17 protein-coding genes are annotated in these 17,165 nt (G+C 28.9%); 11 read left to right on the plus strand and 6 right to left on the minus strand.

Annotation, left to right across the window (positions count from 1 at the left end):
* The first annotated feature begins 2 nt into the window (after positions 1 to 2).
* On the plus strand, positions 3 to 692 hold the full coding sequence (locus INR60_RS08570; RefSeq protein ID WP_194191103.1) for a metallophosphoesterase: 690 nt from the start codon (positions 3 to 5) through the stop codon (positions 690 to 692).
* Between the two features lie 37 nt (positions 693 to 729).
* On the opposite strand, the gene INR60_RS08575 is transcribed toward INR60_RS08570, so the two are convergent.
* Positions 730 to 1,695, minus strand: coding sequence for a methyl-accepting chemotaxis protein (locus tag INR60_RS08575; RefSeq protein ID WP_194191104.1), 966 nt, complete (start codon positions 1,693 to 1,695; stop codon positions 730 to 732).
* Between the two features lie 42 nt (positions 1,696 to 1,737).
* The gene (locus INR60_RS08580) at positions 1,738 to 2,409 is read right to left on the minus strand and encodes a DUF2225 domain-containing protein (RefSeq protein ID WP_194191105.1); all 672 of its coding nucleotides are present in this window, start codon (positions 2,407 to 2,409) and stop codon (positions 1,738 to 1,740) included.
* Positions 2,410 to 2,546: 137 nt separating this feature from the next.
* Here INR60_RS08580 and yjbM point away from each other — a divergent pair, with 137 nt between their 5' ends.
* Positions 2,547 to 3,338, plus strand: coding sequence for a GTP diphosphokinase (gene yjbM, locus INR60_RS08585; RefSeq protein WP_194191106.1), 792 nt, complete (start codon positions 2,547 to 2,549; stop codon positions 3,336 to 3,338).
* A 435-nt stretch (positions 3,339 to 3,773) separates the two neighbouring features.
* On the opposite strand, the gene INR60_RS08590 is transcribed toward yjbM, so the two are convergent.
* On the minus strand, positions 3,774 to 4,589 hold the full coding sequence (locus tag INR60_RS08590; protein ID WP_194191107.1) for an IS1/IS1595 family N-terminal zinc-binding domain-containing protein: 816 nt from the start codon (positions 4,587 to 4,589) through the stop codon (positions 3,774 to 3,776).
* A 377-nt stretch (positions 4,590 to 4,966) separates the two neighbouring features.
* On the opposite strand from INR60_RS08590, the gene INR60_RS08595 reads away from it, so the two are divergent.
* The 4 genes from INR60_RS08595 (at position 4,967) to INR60_RS08610 (ending at position 8,948) form a co-directional block, all read left to right on the plus strand.
* On the plus strand, positions 4,967 to 5,743 hold the full coding sequence (locus INR60_RS08595; RefSeq protein WP_194191108.1) for a hypothetical protein: 777 nt from the start codon (positions 4,967 to 4,969) through the stop codon (positions 5,741 to 5,743).
* Between the two features lie 12 nt (positions 5,744 to 5,755).
* Complete coding sequence (locus tag INR60_RS08600) at positions 5,756 to 6,835, plus strand: AAA family ATPase (RefSeq protein WP_194191109.1); 1,080 nt, start codon at positions 5,756 to 5,758, stop codon at positions 6,833 to 6,835.
* Positions 6,836 to 6,853: 18 nt separating this feature from the next.
* On the plus strand, positions 6,854 to 8,206 hold the full coding sequence (locus INR60_RS08605) for a vWA domain-containing protein (protein ID WP_194191110.1): 1,353 nt from the start codon (positions 6,854 to 6,856) through the stop codon (positions 8,204 to 8,206).
* Between the two features lie 85 nt (positions 8,207 to 8,291).
* On the plus strand, positions 8,292 to 8,948 hold the full coding sequence (locus tag INR60_RS08610) for a hypothetical protein (RefSeq protein ID WP_194191111.1): 657 nt from the start codon (positions 8,292 to 8,294) through the stop codon (positions 8,946 to 8,948).
* A gap of 83 nt (positions 8,949 to 9,031) precedes the next feature.
* Here the strand turns inward: INR60_RS08610 and INR60_RS08615 are convergent, their stop codons facing one another.
* Complete coding sequence (locus tag INR60_RS08615) at positions 9,032 to 9,364, minus strand: HesB-like protein (protein WP_194191112.1); 333 nt, start codon at positions 9,362 to 9,364, stop codon at positions 9,032 to 9,034.
* A 100-nt stretch (positions 9,365 to 9,464) separates the two neighbouring features.
* Positions 9,465 to 9,794: a HesB-like protein gene (locus INR60_RS08620; RefSeq protein ID WP_194191113.1), complete on the minus strand. Its 330-nt coding sequence runs from the start codon at positions 9,792 to 9,794 to the stop codon at positions 9,465 to 9,467.
* Positions 9,795 to 9,952: 158 nt separating this feature from the next.
* Between INR60_RS08620 and INR60_RS08625 the strand changes: the two genes are divergently transcribed.
* Positions 9,953 to 10,714 carry an rRNA adenine N-6-methyltransferase family protein gene (locus tag INR60_RS08625; protein ID WP_207729550.1) on the plus strand — a complete coding sequence of 254 codons (762 nt, stop codon included), beginning with the start codon at positions 9,953 to 9,955 and terminating at the stop codon, positions 10,712 to 10,714.
* Between the two features lie 165 nt (positions 10,715 to 10,879).
* Here the strand turns inward: INR60_RS08625 and INR60_RS08630 are convergent, their stop codons facing one another.
* Positions 10,880 to 11,263 carry a MerR family transcriptional regulator gene (locus INR60_RS08630; protein WP_194191115.1) on the minus strand — a complete coding sequence of 128 codons (384 nt, stop codon included), beginning with the start codon at positions 11,261 to 11,263 and terminating at the stop codon, positions 10,880 to 10,882.
* A 146-nt stretch (positions 11,264 to 11,409) separates the two neighbouring features.
* Here INR60_RS08630 and INR60_RS08635 point away from each other — a divergent pair, with 146 nt between their 5' ends.
* The 4 genes from INR60_RS08635 (at position 11,410) to INR60_RS08650 (ending at position 17,095) form a co-directional block, all read left to right on the plus strand.
* Positions 11,410 to 12,579 (plus strand): iron-containing alcohol dehydrogenase, encoded by a 1,170-nt coding sequence (locus INR60_RS08635; RefSeq protein ID WP_194191116.1) that lies wholly within the window; start codon positions 11,410 to 11,412, stop codon positions 12,577 to 12,579.
* 221 nt (positions 12,580 to 12,800) lie between these two features.
* The gene (adhE, locus tag INR60_RS08640; RefSeq protein ID WP_194191117.1) at positions 12,801 to 15,455 is read left to right on the plus strand and encodes a bifunctional acetaldehyde-CoA/alcohol dehydrogenase; all 2,655 of its coding nucleotides are present in this window, start codon (positions 12,801 to 12,803) and stop codon (positions 15,453 to 15,455) included.
* A 172-nt stretch (positions 15,456 to 15,627) separates the two neighbouring features.
* Entirely contained in the window at positions 15,628 to 16,605 is a 978-nt protein-coding gene (locus tag INR60_RS08645; RefSeq protein ID WP_194191118.1) for a diaminopimelate dehydrogenase, read from the plus strand.
* Between the two features lie 184 nt (positions 16,606 to 16,789).
* On the plus strand, positions 16,790 to 17,095 hold the full coding sequence (locus INR60_RS08650) for a hypothetical protein (RefSeq protein WP_194191119.1): 306 nt from the start codon (positions 16,790 to 16,792) through the stop codon (positions 17,093 to 17,095).
* The last annotated feature ends 70 nt before the right edge of the window (positions 17,096 to 17,165 follow it).

Raw genomic sequence — 17,165 nt, forward strand, 5'->3', positions numbered from 1 at the left:
GAATGGCATTATATGCTATAGCAGACCTACATTTATCTCTTAATACAGATAAGCCTATGGACATATTTGGTGAAAACTGGGCAAATCATGATGAAAAGATAAAAGAGAATTGGTTAGAAAATATTACAGAAGAAGATACTGTTTTAATAGCTGGTGATATTTCTTGGGCGATGAGGCCCACTGAAAGTGAAGAAGATTTAAAGTGGCTAGATAGTCTTCCAGGTAAAAAAATAATCTCTAAAGGTAATCATGATTATTGGTGGAGCAGTATAACTAAACTTAATAAAATGTTTGAAAAAACTAAATTTCTGCAAAATAATTTTTATTCATACGAAGATTATGCTATTTGCGGAACTCGTGGATGGCCTTGTAATTTAGGAGATAGACACACAGAACACGACAAAAAGATATTTGATCGTGAATGTATAAGACTTAAACTTTCTTTAGACGAAGCTAAAAAAGCTGGATATGAAAAGCTTATAGTAATGCTTCATTATCCACCAACAAACGAAAGATTTGATGATTCTGAATTTACAAGAATCGTAGAAGAATACAAAGTAGAAAAAGTTATTTATGGGCATCTACACGGCCCAGCTTTAAATAGAGTGCTAAACGGACGTAGAAACGATGTAGAATACGTTATGACTTCTTCGGATTATTTAAACTTTATGCCAAAAAAGATTTTAGATTAAAATAAAAAAACTCAAGGAATTCCTTGAGTTTTTATTTTTATAAAGATCTTTCAATTGAACTAATACTATGATTTAATGAGTTAATTGATGATACCTGTAAGTCCATAGTTGATGCTATTTCTTCAGTTAAAGCAGTATTTTCTTGAATTAGTGAATTTACTTTCTCAACAGAAGAAACAACTTCACGAGTAGAAACAGACGCTGAAACAACACTTTCGATACATTCATTTATATCTGTAGTTGAAGCATCTATTGATGATTTTATGTTTGTAAAACTATCTTTAGTTACTGTAATAGTCTTATGTTGAATTTCAACTGCGCTGTTACCATTTTTCATTGCAGAAGAAGCATTTAATATATCATGCTTAATTTCTTCTAAGATAGAAGTTATGCTTTGAACAGCTTGTTTTGAGTTTTCAGCAAGTTTTCTAACTTCACCAGCAACTACAGAAAAGCCTTTACCAGCTTCACCAGCTCTTGCAGCCTCGATTGCAGCATTAAGTGATAAAAGGTTAGTTTGACTAGCTATTTGGCTTATAGAGTCAGTAATTGAGTTTACAGATTCTAATTTGTCAACTAAAGCATCTACAGTATTACTTGAAACAGAAAATGCCTTTTCTAAGTCATTTAAAGATGTATCAAGTTCATCTATAGTTTTTAAACCTGTATTTGCAAGTTTATCTGTATCTAATACTTTAGTATGAACTTCGTTTATGCTTATAGCGATACTCTCAATTGAGCTATTAAAATCTTTTAAAAGATTAGAAGCAGAATTGATTTCGTGTCCTTGTGATACAGTAGCATTACTTAATGTTGATAATGAAGAATTTATATCTCTTGCATTATTTGAAATTTCATTACTTGCAGCACTAATACTTTGAATATCAGAAATTATCTTGTTTGATATTCCAGAATTTTTGTTTGTGTCCTTAGTTTCTCTTGTAGCCTCTACGGGATTTGTAGTTTGTGTTTCTGCTACAGAGGTTTTTTTAAATAATCCCATAAATAATCCTCCTTTTATAAATCGAAATTTTTTGATTGTAATTTATGATTTAATTAAATCTTTACCATTTCTAGCAAGTTCTTTAACTCTATGTGAAGCACCAACAGTCATTATAACTTTTGAATACCATATAAGAGCATTTTCATTATCACCTGTTCTTCTAAATAATTCTCCAATTAAATAATTAAAAGAATCTCTATCCATTCCAAAGATAGGAAAGTCTTCAACGGAATAAGCTTTCAAAAACCCATTTAAAGCCTTCTTTAAGAATGATAATTCGCTTTTAGTGTCGTTTTTTATACGATACATCCAGGCTATTTTAAGTGAAATCATAGATGGGGAACTCACATTTTTATTTAAAGCTAGTGCAGTTACAAGAGAAAGCTTGTACCTTTCTATAGCTAAATCAACATCTAAAAAATAAGGATAAGTTTTTTGTTTCCATCTATCAGTTATTTTATTTAATATAACTGTCTTTTCAGAGCTTCTTAAATTATTAAATTCACTTTTCATAGCTGCATAACCACACCTTGGGCATATCCATACATCATAAAAATAAGGGTTTATAGCTTTATATCGTATAAAAAAATCACTATCTTTAGAGGTAATTCGTGGGGAATTCGTTTTCACAGCAGTTTCTGTGAAATTATTTTGGCAAACTGGACAAGTAATGTTTTTTGTAAACGTGTCATTGATGTAATTTGGTTCTGTCATTTTTAGAGCACCTCGAGATAAAAATTTGTTCATAATAATAATACAACATTTGTAATAAAAATAGAATAGAAAACATAGTTACAGGAAAGACTTGTTTTTGATATAATAAAGTGTAGAATTGAAATAGGGTGGTTAAAATGGCTATAAATAACTGGAAAAGTTTCTTAGTTCCATACGAACAAGCGGTAGATGAACTAAAAGTTAAATTTAAAAGTATTAGAAAAGAATATAGAAAGAAAAATGAATATTCTCCAGTAGAATTTATAACTGGAAGAGTTAAGGAAATTTCTAGCATATTAGAAAAAGCTAATAAGTTTGGCATTCCTGTAGATAGAGTAGGATACGAAATGGAAGATATCGCAGGGCTTAGGGTAATGTGCCAATTTGTTGATGATATAGATAGGGTTGTTGAACTTATAAGAACTAGAAAAGATATGCAAGTCTTATATGAAAAAGACTATGTTAGAAATGTTAAATCTAGTGGTTACAGAAGTTATCATATGATTATAAAATATCAAGTTAATATGGCTGAAGGGCCAGTCGATATCCTTGCAGAATTTCAAATAAGAACTTTAGCTATGAACTTCTGGGCAACTATAGAGCATTCTTTAAATTATAAATATAAAAAGAGAATCCCGGAAGAACTTCAGTGCAAGCTAAAGACAGCTGCAGATGCTGCATTTACTTTAGATGAAGAGATGCTTATGATTAAAGATGAAGTAAAAGATGCACAAAAATTATTCGAAGTTAAATCTGCAATAATCTCAGATATAATGAATAAGATCTTAACTTTAATTTCTTTAGGTAAAATACCAGAAGCTAGTAGATATGAAAAATCATTAAATAAACTTATTGATGAAGGGGATGTATCAGAATTAAGTCATCTTTTAAATTCAATAAAAAAAGAAGTAGATAAGTATACAGATTAAGTTATATAAAATTTAAGAATTTTAATATAAACTCGTAAAGAGAGTTATTGATTTATAAAAGTGGTTAAGCTTAAAAGAAGTTTAGTCACTTTTTTTTAGTTATGAAATTATAAAATTATAGAGTGTGTTTAAAGCTAGTTTTTTTATTAAGAAAATATTAGATTGAAGCGGTAGCTGTAGCATCTTACTGTTTGGTAATAAATGGGTAGTAGGAGCTGATCAATAACAAATAATAAATAATGAAAAAAACTACAACATTGTTACGATATATTATTGGTACAAGGGATTTTCACTATATTAGGTTAAATTTTTGATATTTTGGACAAGTATAAATCATTAAGACAAGCTACTTGAAAAAAGGTAAAAGTAGACAAGTAAAATTAAGAAGGACAAGCTCTTATAATACAAATATATTAGGAGCTATTTTAAGGGAAATTAAATCACTTTTACACAAAAAATAGAACTTATTAAATTAGATAAAATAGTATGTTTTTCATAAGATCCTTCGTAAATATACAAGAACCAATTTAAATAAACCTGTAGATACTTTGTAGCAACGCTTCTAAATTTTCTAAGCCATCTTCTTAAATTCAATATAAAATCAGAGCAGTGACTAAGTAAAATTTCCCCTTCTTCTTTAGCAATTTCTAATTCTTTCTTTTTATGAAGAGCATAGTTTAACTTTTTCGATACAAGATAAGAAAACCTATCTTTTCCTGGCAAGAAATAAGTATTAAATACAGGATTAAATGAATCCATTAAAGCATCTATAGATTCTTTTGTAGGGCTCATAGAATCAAATGATATCTTAGCTAGGGAGTAATTGTTTTTATTAATAGTAGTAGCTACAAATATATTTTTTCTTCTAGAAATAGTGCAAACGGGGGGAGTCTTTTGACCCTTAAAGTTTTCTAAAAACTTAGTATGTCTCATAGCTGTAACTATATGAGTTCTTCTAGAATCTGTATAAGTTCCGATATGCTTAAGGATTTTATGTCTCCATCTAAACGATGTTTCTATGCAAATATTTAATCTATCTGCGCAATCTCTTATAGTAGCCCCAGATAACATAAGACGAGTATATCTATCCCAAAGGTCTACACTCTTTCTAGTGTTATGCCAAACAAGTCCTGTTCCTTCGTTAAAGGTTTTAAGACAATCTTTGCATTGATATCTCTGGATGCATCTATATTTACCGTATTTAATAAAGTGTTTTGAATTGCAATGGGGACAAGCCGATGTATGTACCATAATCTCACCTCGAAAAATTCTATAATTTTTAGTTATTTTGATTATGGACATAAAAAAGTGCCTTTATTCAGGTGATTTTATTAAAATACCAACAAAGAAGCAAAACATTGTTGTAGGGGAGTAGAGAGACTATATAAAGGTTCAAGGAAATTGCGTGGACAGGGTAGTTAGAAACAATATCACAAAAAAATTTTTAACTTCAAGGAATATATTTACAATAAGTGGTTTCCACTTAAATTATAAATTAGTATAATTATATTGTTATATAGAAATTTCTTATTAGAGCTATTAGTATTTCAAAGTTGAGTGAAAGGGTAAGAAATGATATAATAATGTAAATTAAAGAATAATTATTATTAAGAGTGGAGAGCGTAGAAATGATAGCTGATAAAAGATTATTAAACGAAATAAAAGAGAACCCTAAAAAAATTTCAGAAATTAAAAATCCAAGTTATGAACTAAAATTAGAGGCTGTTAAAGCTAATGGTATGACTATAAAATATATAGAAAATCCAGATAAAATGATACAAGAAGTAGCAGTTAAGAATAATCCACTATCTATAGAGTATATAGAAAATCTTAATGAAGAAGTAGGACTTCTTGCAGTTACAAGCCTTTGGAATTCACTAAAATATATTAAAAATCCAACTAAAAATATTATAAAAAGGGCTATTAAGGCTAAGGGCCTTGCAATTCAATATGTAGAAAATCCAAGTGAAGAATTACAATTACTAGCTGTAGGAAAAGATTATGATGCAATTAAATATATTGAAAATCCAAGTGAAGAAGTACAGCTAAAAGCTATAAGCAATCACTTTGGAGCTATAAAGTTTATAAAATCACCAACTCTTAAGGCAAAAAGATTAGCTATTACCCTAAATGAAGAAGCTATAAATTATTTAGGTAACTATACTTTTGATGAACTTAAGCTATTTATAAAAGATAATATAAATGTTGTTAAGTATATATATGACACTATTGACCCAGAATTAGTTGTTGATGTATTGATAGATAAACTAGATAAAAAAGAAATGACTAGAGAATATATGAAGGCATTTTTAGATTTAGAGATACTTGAAATGAATAAAATTGCATTTGTATGCGAATATGGTGATAAGAGCGCTAAAAAGTTATTAATTGACTGTAAGTTATAAGGAGTTAGAAAAATGAAATATTCAGACGTATTAGAAGCATGTATGTTAGTTATAGAATCAAACGATGTTCCATTAATAATAGGTGAAAGTGGTATAGGTAAAACAGCTTTAGCGAGAGAAATAGCAGAGAATACAAATCATAAGCTTATCACTCTTGATGCTAACCTTTTAAAAGAGGGAGAAATAGGAGGATTACCTGTAGTAGATAGAGGAAGAACTATTTATGCAACTCATAATAAATTATTACAAGTAGAAAATTATGTTCAAAGAGGGTATAAAGTTTTATTATTCATAGATGAATTAAATAGGTGTGAACACGCAGTTCAGCAAGAACTTATGAATTTAATATTAAATAGAGAAATAAATGGCTATGAGCTAGGTAAAGATGTAAAAATAATAGCTGCTATGAACCCTTCAAACAAGTATGATAACTTTTTAGATAGTTCTTATGAAGTAGTCGATATGGACCCAGCACAAGAGGATAGATTTGTTTGGCTAGAGATGGAATCTGACGTAAAAGAATGGATTAAATGGGCTATGCAAAGTAAAAGCATACACGAAGACATAATAGAATTTATATCAAGTTTCCCAGATTATTTACATAGACCTTATTCAAATGAAAGTGTAAAGCCTACGCCTAGAAGTTATGAAAGAGTTTCAAAAAGTTATACTATCTACAAAAATTCAAATGGTAAAATTTCTTTTGATACTTTATTAAGTGTTGTTAAGGGGAATATTGGAGTTAGTATTTCAACTGATTTTGCAAACTTCATAAAAGAAAATAGAAAGCCACTAATAAATCCAAAAGATGTATTTAAGTTAGATTCATTACCTGTGGATTTAAAAGAAAAAATTCTTAAAGAAAGCAATTCAAGATTATATATTTTAGGAAGAAGAGCTATTAATTATATTAATGATTTAGAAGAATATAAAAATGAATTTAATATATTTGGGGAGATTTTAAAGCTATATCCTAGAGATTTAAGACTTGGAATTATGAAAGAAATAAAAGAAGATTGTCCTAAAGAGATATATGAAAAATTATTAGATTCTGATGAATTTATAGATGCATTTTTTGATATATATGTGTAAAGCCTGGAGGTTATAAAAATGATAGGGTTAAATAGTTTTGAAGATGAAAAAAATCTTTTATTAAAAGAAGCATTAGAATTTAAGAGTATTAATGACGTATCAGATATGTTTAAAAGAAGATTTTTTGATTTAGTTACAAAGGTAATAATAGATAACGTAAGTAATGATGATAGTTTCTTTGGTAACTTTATGCTAAAAATAGAGAGAAAAATAAGACTTGATATAAGCTACCCTTTATCAACTATACCTGAAATATCAGGGTTTAAGATGAGTTTTAACCCTATATTATTTTTAAATGCAACTAAAAGAGAGATGGAAGCTTTATTTAAACACGAGATATATCATATTATGTTTAGCCACTACATAAGAGAAAAGGAACTTAGAGACTCTTATTCAAAGGAAGCTGTAAACATAGCTTTAGATATCTCTATAAATCAATTTATAAAGCATTTACCTATGGAGTGCAAAAGGCTTGATTCTATAAACTTAGAGTATAATTTAAATATGAAAGAAGATATGCCTATAGATTATTATGCTGAAAAAATAAACGAAGCTATAAAAATTAGGGAAAAGAAATCTAAAAAAGATAGCAAATCAAGTGATAAAGTTAAAAGAGAGTATGATATAGAATCTGCACACGATGCTTGGGAAGATATAGATATAGACTTAGATAGAGTAAAAGATTTAACTAAGAAGACAGCTCTAAGTTCTAATAAAGGAGATACACCTATAAACATACTTAAAATTATAGAGAGCTATAGTGAAAAATCACAAATAACTTGGCAAAAACTATTAAAAAGAATGATTCCAACAGTTAAATCAGGATATAAAAAAACTATAGTTAGAAGAGATAGAAGGCAAAGTGAAAGAGTTGATTTAAGAGGGAAGCTTAAAGACTCTGTTCCTGAAATAATAGTAGCAATAGACATAAGTGCAAGTATGACTCAAAAAGATATTGAAAAGATAATTATTGAGGTTCTTGGAATAATAAAAGGAAGAGTTGACAAAATAAAAATAATAGAATGTGATAACGAAATAAGAAGAGTTTATAACGTGAAAACTCCAAAAGATATTAAGCCAAGGTTTAACAATTCAGGAAGTACAAAATTTTCACCTGTATTTGAGTATATAAATAAAAATAATTTAAAAGATAAGCTTCTTGTTTATTTTACAGATGGAGTAGGGGAAAAGGAGCTTTTAGTTTCTCCTAAAAGTAAAAGGATAATCTGGGTTTTAACTGGAAAAGATGAACTTTCTTTAAAGAACAGTTTCGGTATAATTAAAAAATTAAATAAAGATTCAGTAGAAGGTGAAGGTGGCTCAGCTGCTTTAAATATGATAAGAGGAGTTATCCACGATTGGGCTAGATAAAAGGGTTTAAAAGCTAAATATGAATAAACTGTTAGGAAAATATTCATCTTTATGATAAAATACTATTAGATAGGGAGGATTTGTTTTGAAAAAATATAGATCGTTATTATTAATAGTTCTAATTATTAGTTTTGGAATGAATATATATTTATCATACAAAAGAAATAAAGATGAATATAGAATAGGTGAGAAATCCTACAAGAATTCAGAGCTTATAAACACTAGAAATTCTAAAAATTTAGAAATTCTTAAAAATGCTATAGATACTGGTAGTATACCAAATAGCAAGCTATTAAATCTTTATTCAAACTATAAAACTATAGACGAAGCTTTAATAGAATTAATAAATGATTACTCATTTTACAGACAAAACATCATATTTAATTTTAATAAAAAAGATGTAAATGGACTTAAAGTTTTAGAAAACGATATTTATGCGAGAATTTCTACATATTTAGAAAACATATTATTAAATATTATGAATACAAAAAAAGATAAGCTTGTTTTAGAAGGAAAATCTTTAGAAGATTTTAAAGTTTTATATGAATTAGCTTTAAATACTAATAAGAGATATATTGATTTTACAAATAGTTATTTAAAAGATTTAGAAGGTGAAGAAAAGCTTAAAAAATTCATAGATAAAAGGTATTATATAAATGTTATAGATAACTTAAATAGTATAAATTCAGAATATAATGATTATGATTTTGTAAGTGAAATAAAAGTACAAAAATTAAATTAAATTGTTTTTATTAACTCCTTTTTAGGAGTTTTTCTTTTTATAAAAAAGCTTCCCCTAAACCTTAGAGGAAGTCTTTCTTAAAATTAGTGGCATCCGCCACCACAAGAACCACAACCATCTGATTCAGGTGATTTGTTTGGTTTTAGAGTTAAACCTCTATTTCCATTTTCTTCTGATGATAATATAGTAAATCCACCATATTCATCAATTAGATCTTTTTTAGCTATAAAGTTAATATCAGCTATCTTTTCTAATAAGTCACTATCTGATTGTTCATCCAGAACAATATTAAATACTGGGCCTCCTCAGCCAACGCCTGCTAAATTAACTCTAATATTAAAATCTTTAACATCGTTTTGAACTAGAAAATCTTTAAATTCGTTGTAAGCTTCATCGCTTATAGTCATAAATTTCATAATTTTTTCCTCCTTTATTAATAATATAAAAAATAGTGTATCAGTAATATTTTTTACTGATACACTACATAATATTACTACAAAATATTTTTATAGTAAATTAGTGACATCCACCACCGCAAGAACCACATCCGCCTTCTGGTGCGATTACTGGTTTTAAGCTTAGACCTCTTCCTTCATTTTCTTCTGATGAAAGGATTATAAATCCACCGAAATCATCTATTAATCTTTTTTCTACTATAAAGTTTATATCGTTTATAGTTTCAACTATGTCGTCGTCAGTAGCTTCGCTTATTTCAATGTTGAAAACAGGACCGCTACAAGCCATTCCACCTAAATTAATTCTTATGTTGAAATCTTCTACTTTATTTTCTTCTAAGAAAGCTTTAAATTCGTTAAATGCTTCTTCACTTAAGTTTATGTTTTTCATAAAATAACCATCCTTTATTAATAAATTTTCTTAATAATATTGTATCACAATTCAAATCAAAGTCAAATGGTCGGAATTAAATAAAATAAAAACTATTTATTAAAAAGGTTTTATGGTTATAATATTATTAGATATAAAAGATTTGTGGTAGAGAAAGGATGGTTTTAGTGAAACCATATGAAAAAGAGTTTGTTTTAGAAAAAATAAATGAATATAATAAAAAAATAAAATTAGGTAAAAGTGGTAAGCATGAAATTATAAAAAAAGATGGAACAAAGGAAAATATGAGTGGTTATCTTCATAAAATAAATGAAGATATAGATATGCCAATTTTAGAACTTAGAAGTGATGATAAGTATTGGATGAGACTTGATATAAGAGAAGTTGAAAGTACTTATTTTATTATAAAAAATGCACACGGAAATGTGGGAGTCGTAGGGCTAGGACTTGGATACACCGTAAATGAAATTGCAAAAAATAAAAATGTTAAAAGCGTAACTGTATACGAATTTTCAGAAGATGTTATAAAACTTTACGAAAATAGTTTTAAAAAGAATCCTAAGATAAAAATAGTAAAAGGTGATGCTTATAAAGCTAAGTCTAAAACTTTTGATTATTTTTTCGTTGATATTTACGAATATAAATTAAGTGATAAAGTAGTTTCTGACTACGAATTCTTTAATAAACTTCACAAAATCGAAGATTACGTATTTTGGGGAGTAGAACACTTTTTATTAAGCTGTAGCTACGAAGAGATAGTTTGGGTGTATATCCCAGAGCTTTGGATGGAATTAAGTAAAAATATATTTTCAGGGGTACAAGAAGCAGGCTACTTAGAAACATACAAACAATTAGATACGAGTCTTGTACACGACATACTAAGTAAGTTTAAAAAGGTTTTAAATAGTGATATGGAATAAAGGTATTAGCACTAAAAATTTAGTGCTAATACCTTTTTAGCATACAGGAAAACATATAATTTGTAGTTATTATAAATCCAGATTAGAGATATTGAAATAAGACTTTTCAAATTTTATCTATATATTTATAAATGATTTAGGATATATTCTAATATAATTTTAAAACTATAATTTTAAATTAGGATGTATGTTAGTCTCATTTTTATAGTAGTAATTTATCTTATCATCTATTTTCTTTAGATTTAATTTAAGAGAGTCTAATTCTTTTAAGACCTCTTCTCTATGTTTAATTAGCATCTCTTTTCTAAGATTAAAAGTACTAGAACCTTCAACGTACCAATCTATATACTTTTTTATTTCTTTCAATTGCATCCCTGTATTTTTAAGGCAGTGAATTAAACTTAACCATTCTAAATCTTGATCGTTAAATATTCTATTTCCTTTTTCATTTCTCTTAACAAAAGGAAGTAAGCCTTCTTTATCATAATATCTTATAGTATATGAACTTAAACCTGTTTTATCAGACACTTGCTTTACTGAATAACTCATAATAAATCCCCCTTAAAAGACATAAACTTATATTTAGTATACTATATAATTTAAAAAATAAAAAAATGCTGTTGACTTAGAGTTAACTCTAAAGTGTAGGATTTATATAAAGAATAAATTATAGAAGAATTTAGGAGGAATTAAAAATGAATTTTAATTATCAAATGCCAACAAAATTACTTTTTGGAAAAGGACAATTAAATAATTTACACAAAGAGGATTTACCAGGTAAGAAAGCTTTAATAGTAGTTTCATCTGGTAAGTCAGTTAAAAAATATGGTTATTTAGAAAGATTAGAAAAAGAATTAGAAAAAGCAAATGTTCAATATGTTATTTTTGATAAAATTCTTCCAAACCCAATAAAAAGCCACGTTATGGAAGGTGCACTTTTAGCAAGAGAAGAAAAGTGTGACTTTGTTATAGGTCTTGGTGGTGGAAGCAGTATTGATAGTGCTAAAAGTATCTCAGTTATGGCTACAAATGAAGGTGATTACTGGGATTATATATCAGGGGGAACTGGAAAAGAAAAGCCTGTTAAAAATGATCCATTAAAAGTTATAGCAATAACTACTACAGCTGGAACTGGAACAGAAGTAGACCCTTGGACAGTAATAACAAACGAAGATACAAACGAAAAAATAGGATTTGGTTATGAAAAGACATTCCCAAGCATCGCAGTAGTTGATCCTGAACTTATGCTTTCAGTTCCTAAAAAGCTAACAGCTTATCAAGGATTTGATGCTTTATTCCATAGTACGGAAGGATATTTAAATAAAACTGCAAATACTATGAGTGATATCTATGCACTTAAAGCAATTGAACTTATAGGAAAGTCACTTAAAAAGGCTGTATTAAACGGAAATGATATAGAGGCAAGGAGTGATATAGCACTTGCAAACACTTTATCTGGATTTGTTGAGTCTACATCAGGATGTACGTCAGAGCACTCTATAGAGCATGCTTTAAGTGCTTATCATCAAGATTTAACTCACGGTGCAGGTCTTATAATGATAAGTGGAGCTTATTATACTTTTATAGCAAAGAGTGGAAAATGCGATGATAGAATGGTTGAGATGGCTAAAGCTTTAGGAAAAAAAGATGCAAAAGAATCTATGGATTTTGTTAAAGCTTTATTAGAACTTCAAAGAGATTGTGAAGTTAATGATTTAAAGATGAGTGATTTTAATATAGATAAAGATAATTTAGGAAAATACGTTAAAAATGCAAGAGAAACTATGGGAGGATTATTTTTAGTAGACCCTATAGAAATAAATGATGAAGCAGTACTAAATATATTAAAAGAGTCATATAGATAAATTAGATATACCTAATTAAAAATCTTTATAAATAAAATATAAAATAAGCTAGGAAAGCTAATAACTTCCTAGCTTCTTTTGTACCTATTTATATATTTATTTTTAGTATTTTTAAATTGATGAGTAAAGGAATTTAAATTTAAAATCTTAAATCCTTAGTATAAAAAACTAGAAGTAGTAATAAACTAATCCTAGATTTTATTTAAGGAGGAGATTAATTCATGAAGGTAACTAATTCACAGGAATTATCAAAAAGAATTGAAGATTTAAGAATCGCCCAAAGAGAATATTCAAAATATTCTCAAGAAGAGGTAGATGAAATCTTTAGAGCAGCTGCTATGGCTGCAAATAATGCGAGAATAGAACTTTCTAAAATGGCAGTAGAAGAGAGTGGGATGGGAATTGTAGAAGATAAAGTTATAAAAAATCATTTTGCAGCTGAATATATCTACAATCAATACAAAGATATGAAAACATGCGGAATAATAGATGAGGACGATAGTTTTGGAATAACAAAGGTTGCAGAGCCTATAGGAGTAGTAGCTGCTATAGTTCCTACTACAAACCCTACTTCAACAGCTATTTTTAAAACGTTAATAGCTTTAAAAACTCGTAACGCAATCATTATTTCTCCGCACCCTAGAGCAAAGAATGCAACTATAGCTGCTGCAAAAGTAGTTTTAGATGCAGCTGTTAAAGCTGGTGCACCAAAAGGAATAATAGGTTGGATAGACGAACCTTCAGTTGAGCTATCTCAAAAGGTTATGCACGAATCAGACATAATCCTAGCTACTGGGGGTCCTGCTATGGTTAAAGCAGCTTACTCTTCAGGAAAGCCAGCTATTGGGGTTGGTGCAGGAAACACTCCAGCTATTATTGATGAAACTGCACACATTAAAATGGCGGTTAACTCAATCCTTTTATCTAAAACTTTTGATAATGGAGTAGTTTGTGCCTCAGAGCAAAGTTTAATAATTATGGATGAAATATATCACGAAGTAAGAAAAGAACTTATGGATAGAGGGGCTTACATATTAAACGAAAAGGAAAGAGAAGCTGTAGGTAAAATTATTCTTAACGAAAAGGGTGGGCTAAACGCAAATATAGTTGGTCAATCAGCTTTTAAAATAGCAGGCCTTGCTGGAATTAAAGTTCCTGAAAACGCTAAAGTTTTAATAGGCGAAATTGAATCAGTAGAACTTGAAGAACCTTTCTCTCACGAAAAGCTTTCTCCTGTTTTAGGGATGTATAGAGCTAAAACTTTTGAAGAAGCACTTAAAAAGGCTAGTAGGCTTATAGAACTTGGAGGTTTTGGTCACACTTCAGTTCTTTACACTAATGGAATAAAAAGCAGAGATAGAATAAAACTATTTGGTGAAACTATGAAAACAGCTAGGACTTTAGTTAATATGCCAGCTTCTCAAGGAGCTATAGGTGATATCTACAACTTTAAACTAGCTCCTTCTTTAACTTTAGGTTGTGGTTCTTGGGGAGGAAACTCTGTTTCAGAAAACGTTGGGCCTAAGCATTTATTAAACATAAAGAGTGTAGCTGAAAGGAGAGAAAATATGCTTTGGTTTAGAGTTCCAGAAAAAACTTACTTTAAATATGGATGTTTACCTGTTGCCCTTAAAGAATTATATGATTTAGGTAAGAAAAAAGCATTTATAGTTACAGATAAAGTTTTATTTGAGTTAGGATATACAGATATAATAACTGAAGTTTTAGAGAGTTGTAACATTGACTTTAAGATTTTTACTGACGTAGAGCCAGACCCAACTTTAGCAACAGCTAAAAAGGGTGCAGAAGATATGTTAAAGTTTAAACCTGATGTAATAATCTCAGTAGGTGGCGGTTCACCTATGGATGCAGCTAAGATAATGTGGGTAATGTACGAACACCCAGACGTTAGATTTGAAGATTTAGCTATGAGATTTATGGATATAAGAAAGAGAGTATTTAAATTCCCAGAACTAGGGCAAAAAGCTATGATGGTATCTATCCCAACATCAGCTGGAACAGGCTCAGAAGTTACTCCGTTTGCAGTTATAACAGATGGAGATACAGGAGTTAAATATCCTTTAGCTGATTATGAATTAACTCCAAACATGGCTATAGTAGATGCAGAACTTATGATGAGTATGCCAAAGGGATTAACAGCAGCCTCAGGAGTGGATGCTTTAACTCATGCCCTAGAAGCCTACGCTTCAGTTCTAGCTTCTGAATACACTAATGGGTTAGCTTTAGAATCTATAAGATTAATATTTAAATATCTACCAGCAGCTTACGAAAATGGAAATGAAAACATCAAAGCTAGAGAGAAAATGGCACACGCAGCTTCTATGGCTGGTATGGCATTTGCAAACGCATTTTTAGGAGTTTGTCACTCTATGGCTCACAAACTAGGTGCATTCCATCACATACCTCACGGAGTTGCAAATGCACTTTTAATAAACGAAGTAATTAAATTTAATGCAGAGGATGCACCTAAAAAGCAAACTGCATTCCCTCAATACAAATACCCTAATGCAAAATGGAGATATGCAAGAATTGCTGATTATTTAAATTTAGGTGGAGAATCAGAAGATGAAAAAGTAGAATTACTTTTAAAAGAAATAGATAATTTAAAAGAAAAAGTGGGAATGCCAAAGAGCATAAAAGAAGCTGGAGTTTCTAGTGATTCTTTCTATGCTACTTTAGATCAAATGGTTGAGCAGGCTTTTGATGACCAATGTACAGGTGCAAACCCTAGATATCCTCTTATGAGTGAAATGAAAGAAATTTATATTAAAGTTTTTGAAAATAACGCTGGTTCTCTAGAAGAATCAGAGGAAGTAGAATCATTAACTCTAGAAGAAGAATCAGAAAGAGAATAATTATAAAGTTAAATATAAGAATAAAAAATTAAATATAAGAATAAAAAATTAAAGGTTATTGCAATTGACTTTGCAATAGCCTTTTACTTTTATATAATTAAACTAGAAAATATGTAAAAAATATACAACAAGAACATAAAATATTATATATAAAAAAATGGGGGTAAAAATAATGGAAAATTTCAAAGTTGGGATAGTTGGTTTTGGAAATCTTGGAAAAGGGGTTTTAAAAGCTCTAAAGCAAAATGATGATATCGACTTAGTTGCTATTTTTACAAGAAGAAAGCCAGAAGAATTTAATGAAGAGGGAGTAAATTTTAAACATATATCTGAAATAGCAGATTATAAAGAAGATATTGATGTAATGCTACTTTGTGGAGGATCGGCAACAGATTTACCAGAACAAGGTCCTATGATAGGTGAGATATTTAATACTGTAGATAGCTTTGATACACATGCCAATATACCTATGTATTTTAGTAAAATGGATAAGGTTTGTAAAAAGAATGACACATTAAGCCTTATATCTGTAGGGTGGGATCCAGGATTATTTTCTTTAAATAGACTTTTATCTTCTGTTATTTTACCAAAGGGTAAGGAATATACTTTTTGGGGAACAGGTGTAAGTCAAGGTCATTCTGATGCTATAAGACGAGTTATTGGAGTTAAAAAAGGAATTCAATATACAGTTCCTAAAGACGAGGCTTTAAAAAAAGTAAGGAGTGGAGTAAATCCAGACCTTACAACTAGAGAAAAACATGAAAGGGTATGTTATGTAGTACCTTTTGATGGGGCTGACTTAAAATCTATTGAAAAAGAGATAAAAGAGATGCCTAACTATTTTTCAGATTATGATACAACGGTACATTTTATTTCAGACTCTGAATTTGATAAAAATCATAATACTATGAAGCATGGAGGATTTGTGATAAGAACAGGTGAAACAGGAAGTGGAAATAAACAAAGAATAGAGTTTTCATTAGAACTTGAAAGTAACCCGGAATTTACATCAAATGTTTTAGTTTCTTATGCTAGAGCTATAAATAGACTACAAAAGGAAGGAAAAAGAGGAGCTTTAACTGTGTTTGATATTCCTTTCTCGTATTTAACAAATAAAACTAGTGAGGAATTAAGACGAGAAATGCTTTAAAAAGAGTGGCGATTGCCACTTTTTTTTATTATTTTTAGTTTAATTGTAAATAAATTCTTAATATAAAAATAACTTGATGAAATAAGTAAAAATATGATATAAAATATACATATGTAGTATAGAGTACCATATAAAAGGGGCTACTAAACAACAAACTAAGGAATAAGAAAGGTAAGGGGTTTATATGCAATTAGGATATTTAGATGAAAAAAAACTTTACAAGTGGGAAAAGACTAGAAGAATCGGGAAAACTGGATTCATTGCATCAAGAACAGGGATAGTTGCACTAGTTTATTTAATTGCAACATTTTTAGTTAATAAAGGTTTTTCTAATATAACATTAAATGAAATAGTGATATTTGTTTTATTTTTAGCAGTAGTTTGTTATATGAATATTTCTACTTGGGCAAAACAAGAAAATTTATTCTTTCAAACTATAGCATTAAAAAAATATCAAAAAAAGTTTAAAAAAGATGGCACTTTAAGATAAAAAGTGACAAAATGATTTCAAATATAGGGCTAAAAATTAGTTTTTTTGTAAAGAAATAATTAGATTATAT

The sequence above is a fragment of the Clostridium chrysemydis genome (assembly GCF_015234215.1).
Lineage (GTDB): Bacteria > Bacillota > Clostridia > Clostridiales > Clostridiaceae > Clostridium > Clostridium chrysemydis.

Excerpts from the sequence above, each read along its gene's own strand:
- INR60_RS08620 (WP_194191113.1), bottom strand. The coding sequence starts at position 9,794 with ATGAAAAACATAAACTTAAGTGAAGAAGCATTTAACGAATTTAAAGCT.
- INR60_RS08575 (WP_194191104.1), bottom strand. The coding sequence starts at position 1,695 with ATGGGATTATTTAAAAAAACCTCTGTAGCAGAAACACAAACTACAAAT.
- INR60_RS08635 (WP_194191116.1), top strand. The coding sequence starts at position 11,410 with ATGAATTTTAATTATCAAATGCCAACAAAATTACTTTTTGGAAAAGGA.
- INR60_RS08650 (WP_194191119.1), top strand. The coding sequence starts at position 16,790 with ATGCAATTAGGATATTTAGATGAAAAAAAACTTTACAAGTGGGAAAAG.
- INR60_RS08630 (WP_194191115.1), bottom strand. The coding sequence starts at position 11,263 with ATGAGTTATTCAGTAAAGCAAGTGTCTGATAAAACAGGTTTAAGTTCA.
- INR60_RS08605 (WP_194191110.1), top strand. The coding sequence starts at position 6,854 with ATGATAGGGTTAAATAGTTTTGAAGATGAAAAAAATCTTTTATTAAAA.
- INR60_RS08625 (WP_207729550.1), top strand. The coding sequence starts at position 9,953 with ATGGTTTTAGTGAAACCATATGAAAAAGAGTTTGTTTTAGAAAAAATA.
- INR60_RS08590 (WP_194191107.1), bottom strand. The coding sequence starts at position 4,589 with ATGGTACATACATCGGCTTGTCCCCATTGCAATTCAAAACACTTTATT.
- adhE (WP_194191117.1), top strand. The coding sequence starts at position 12,801 with ATGAAGGTAACTAATTCACAGGAATTATCAAAAAGAATTGAAGATTTA.
- INR60_RS08570 (WP_194191103.1), top strand. The coding sequence starts at position 3 with ATGGCATTATATGCTATAGCAGACCTACATTTATCTCTTAATACAGAT.
- INR60_RS08645 (WP_194191118.1), top strand. The coding sequence starts at position 15,628 with ATGGAAAATTTCAAAGTTGGGATAGTTGGTTTTGGAAATCTTGGAAAA.
- INR60_RS08595 (WP_194191108.1), top strand. The coding sequence starts at position 4,967 with ATGATAGCTGATAAAAGATTATTAAACGAAATAAAAGAGAACCCTAAA.
- INR60_RS08580 (WP_194191105.1), bottom strand. The coding sequence starts at position 2,409 with ATGACAGAACCAAATTACATCAATGACACGTTTACAAAAAACATTACT.
- INR60_RS08600 (WP_194191109.1), top strand. The coding sequence starts at position 5,756 with ATGAAATATTCAGACGTATTAGAAGCATGTATGTTAGTTATAGAATCA.
- yjbM (WP_194191106.1), top strand. The coding sequence starts at position 2,547 with ATGGCTATAAATAACTGGAAAAGTTTCTTAGTTCCATACGAACAAGCG.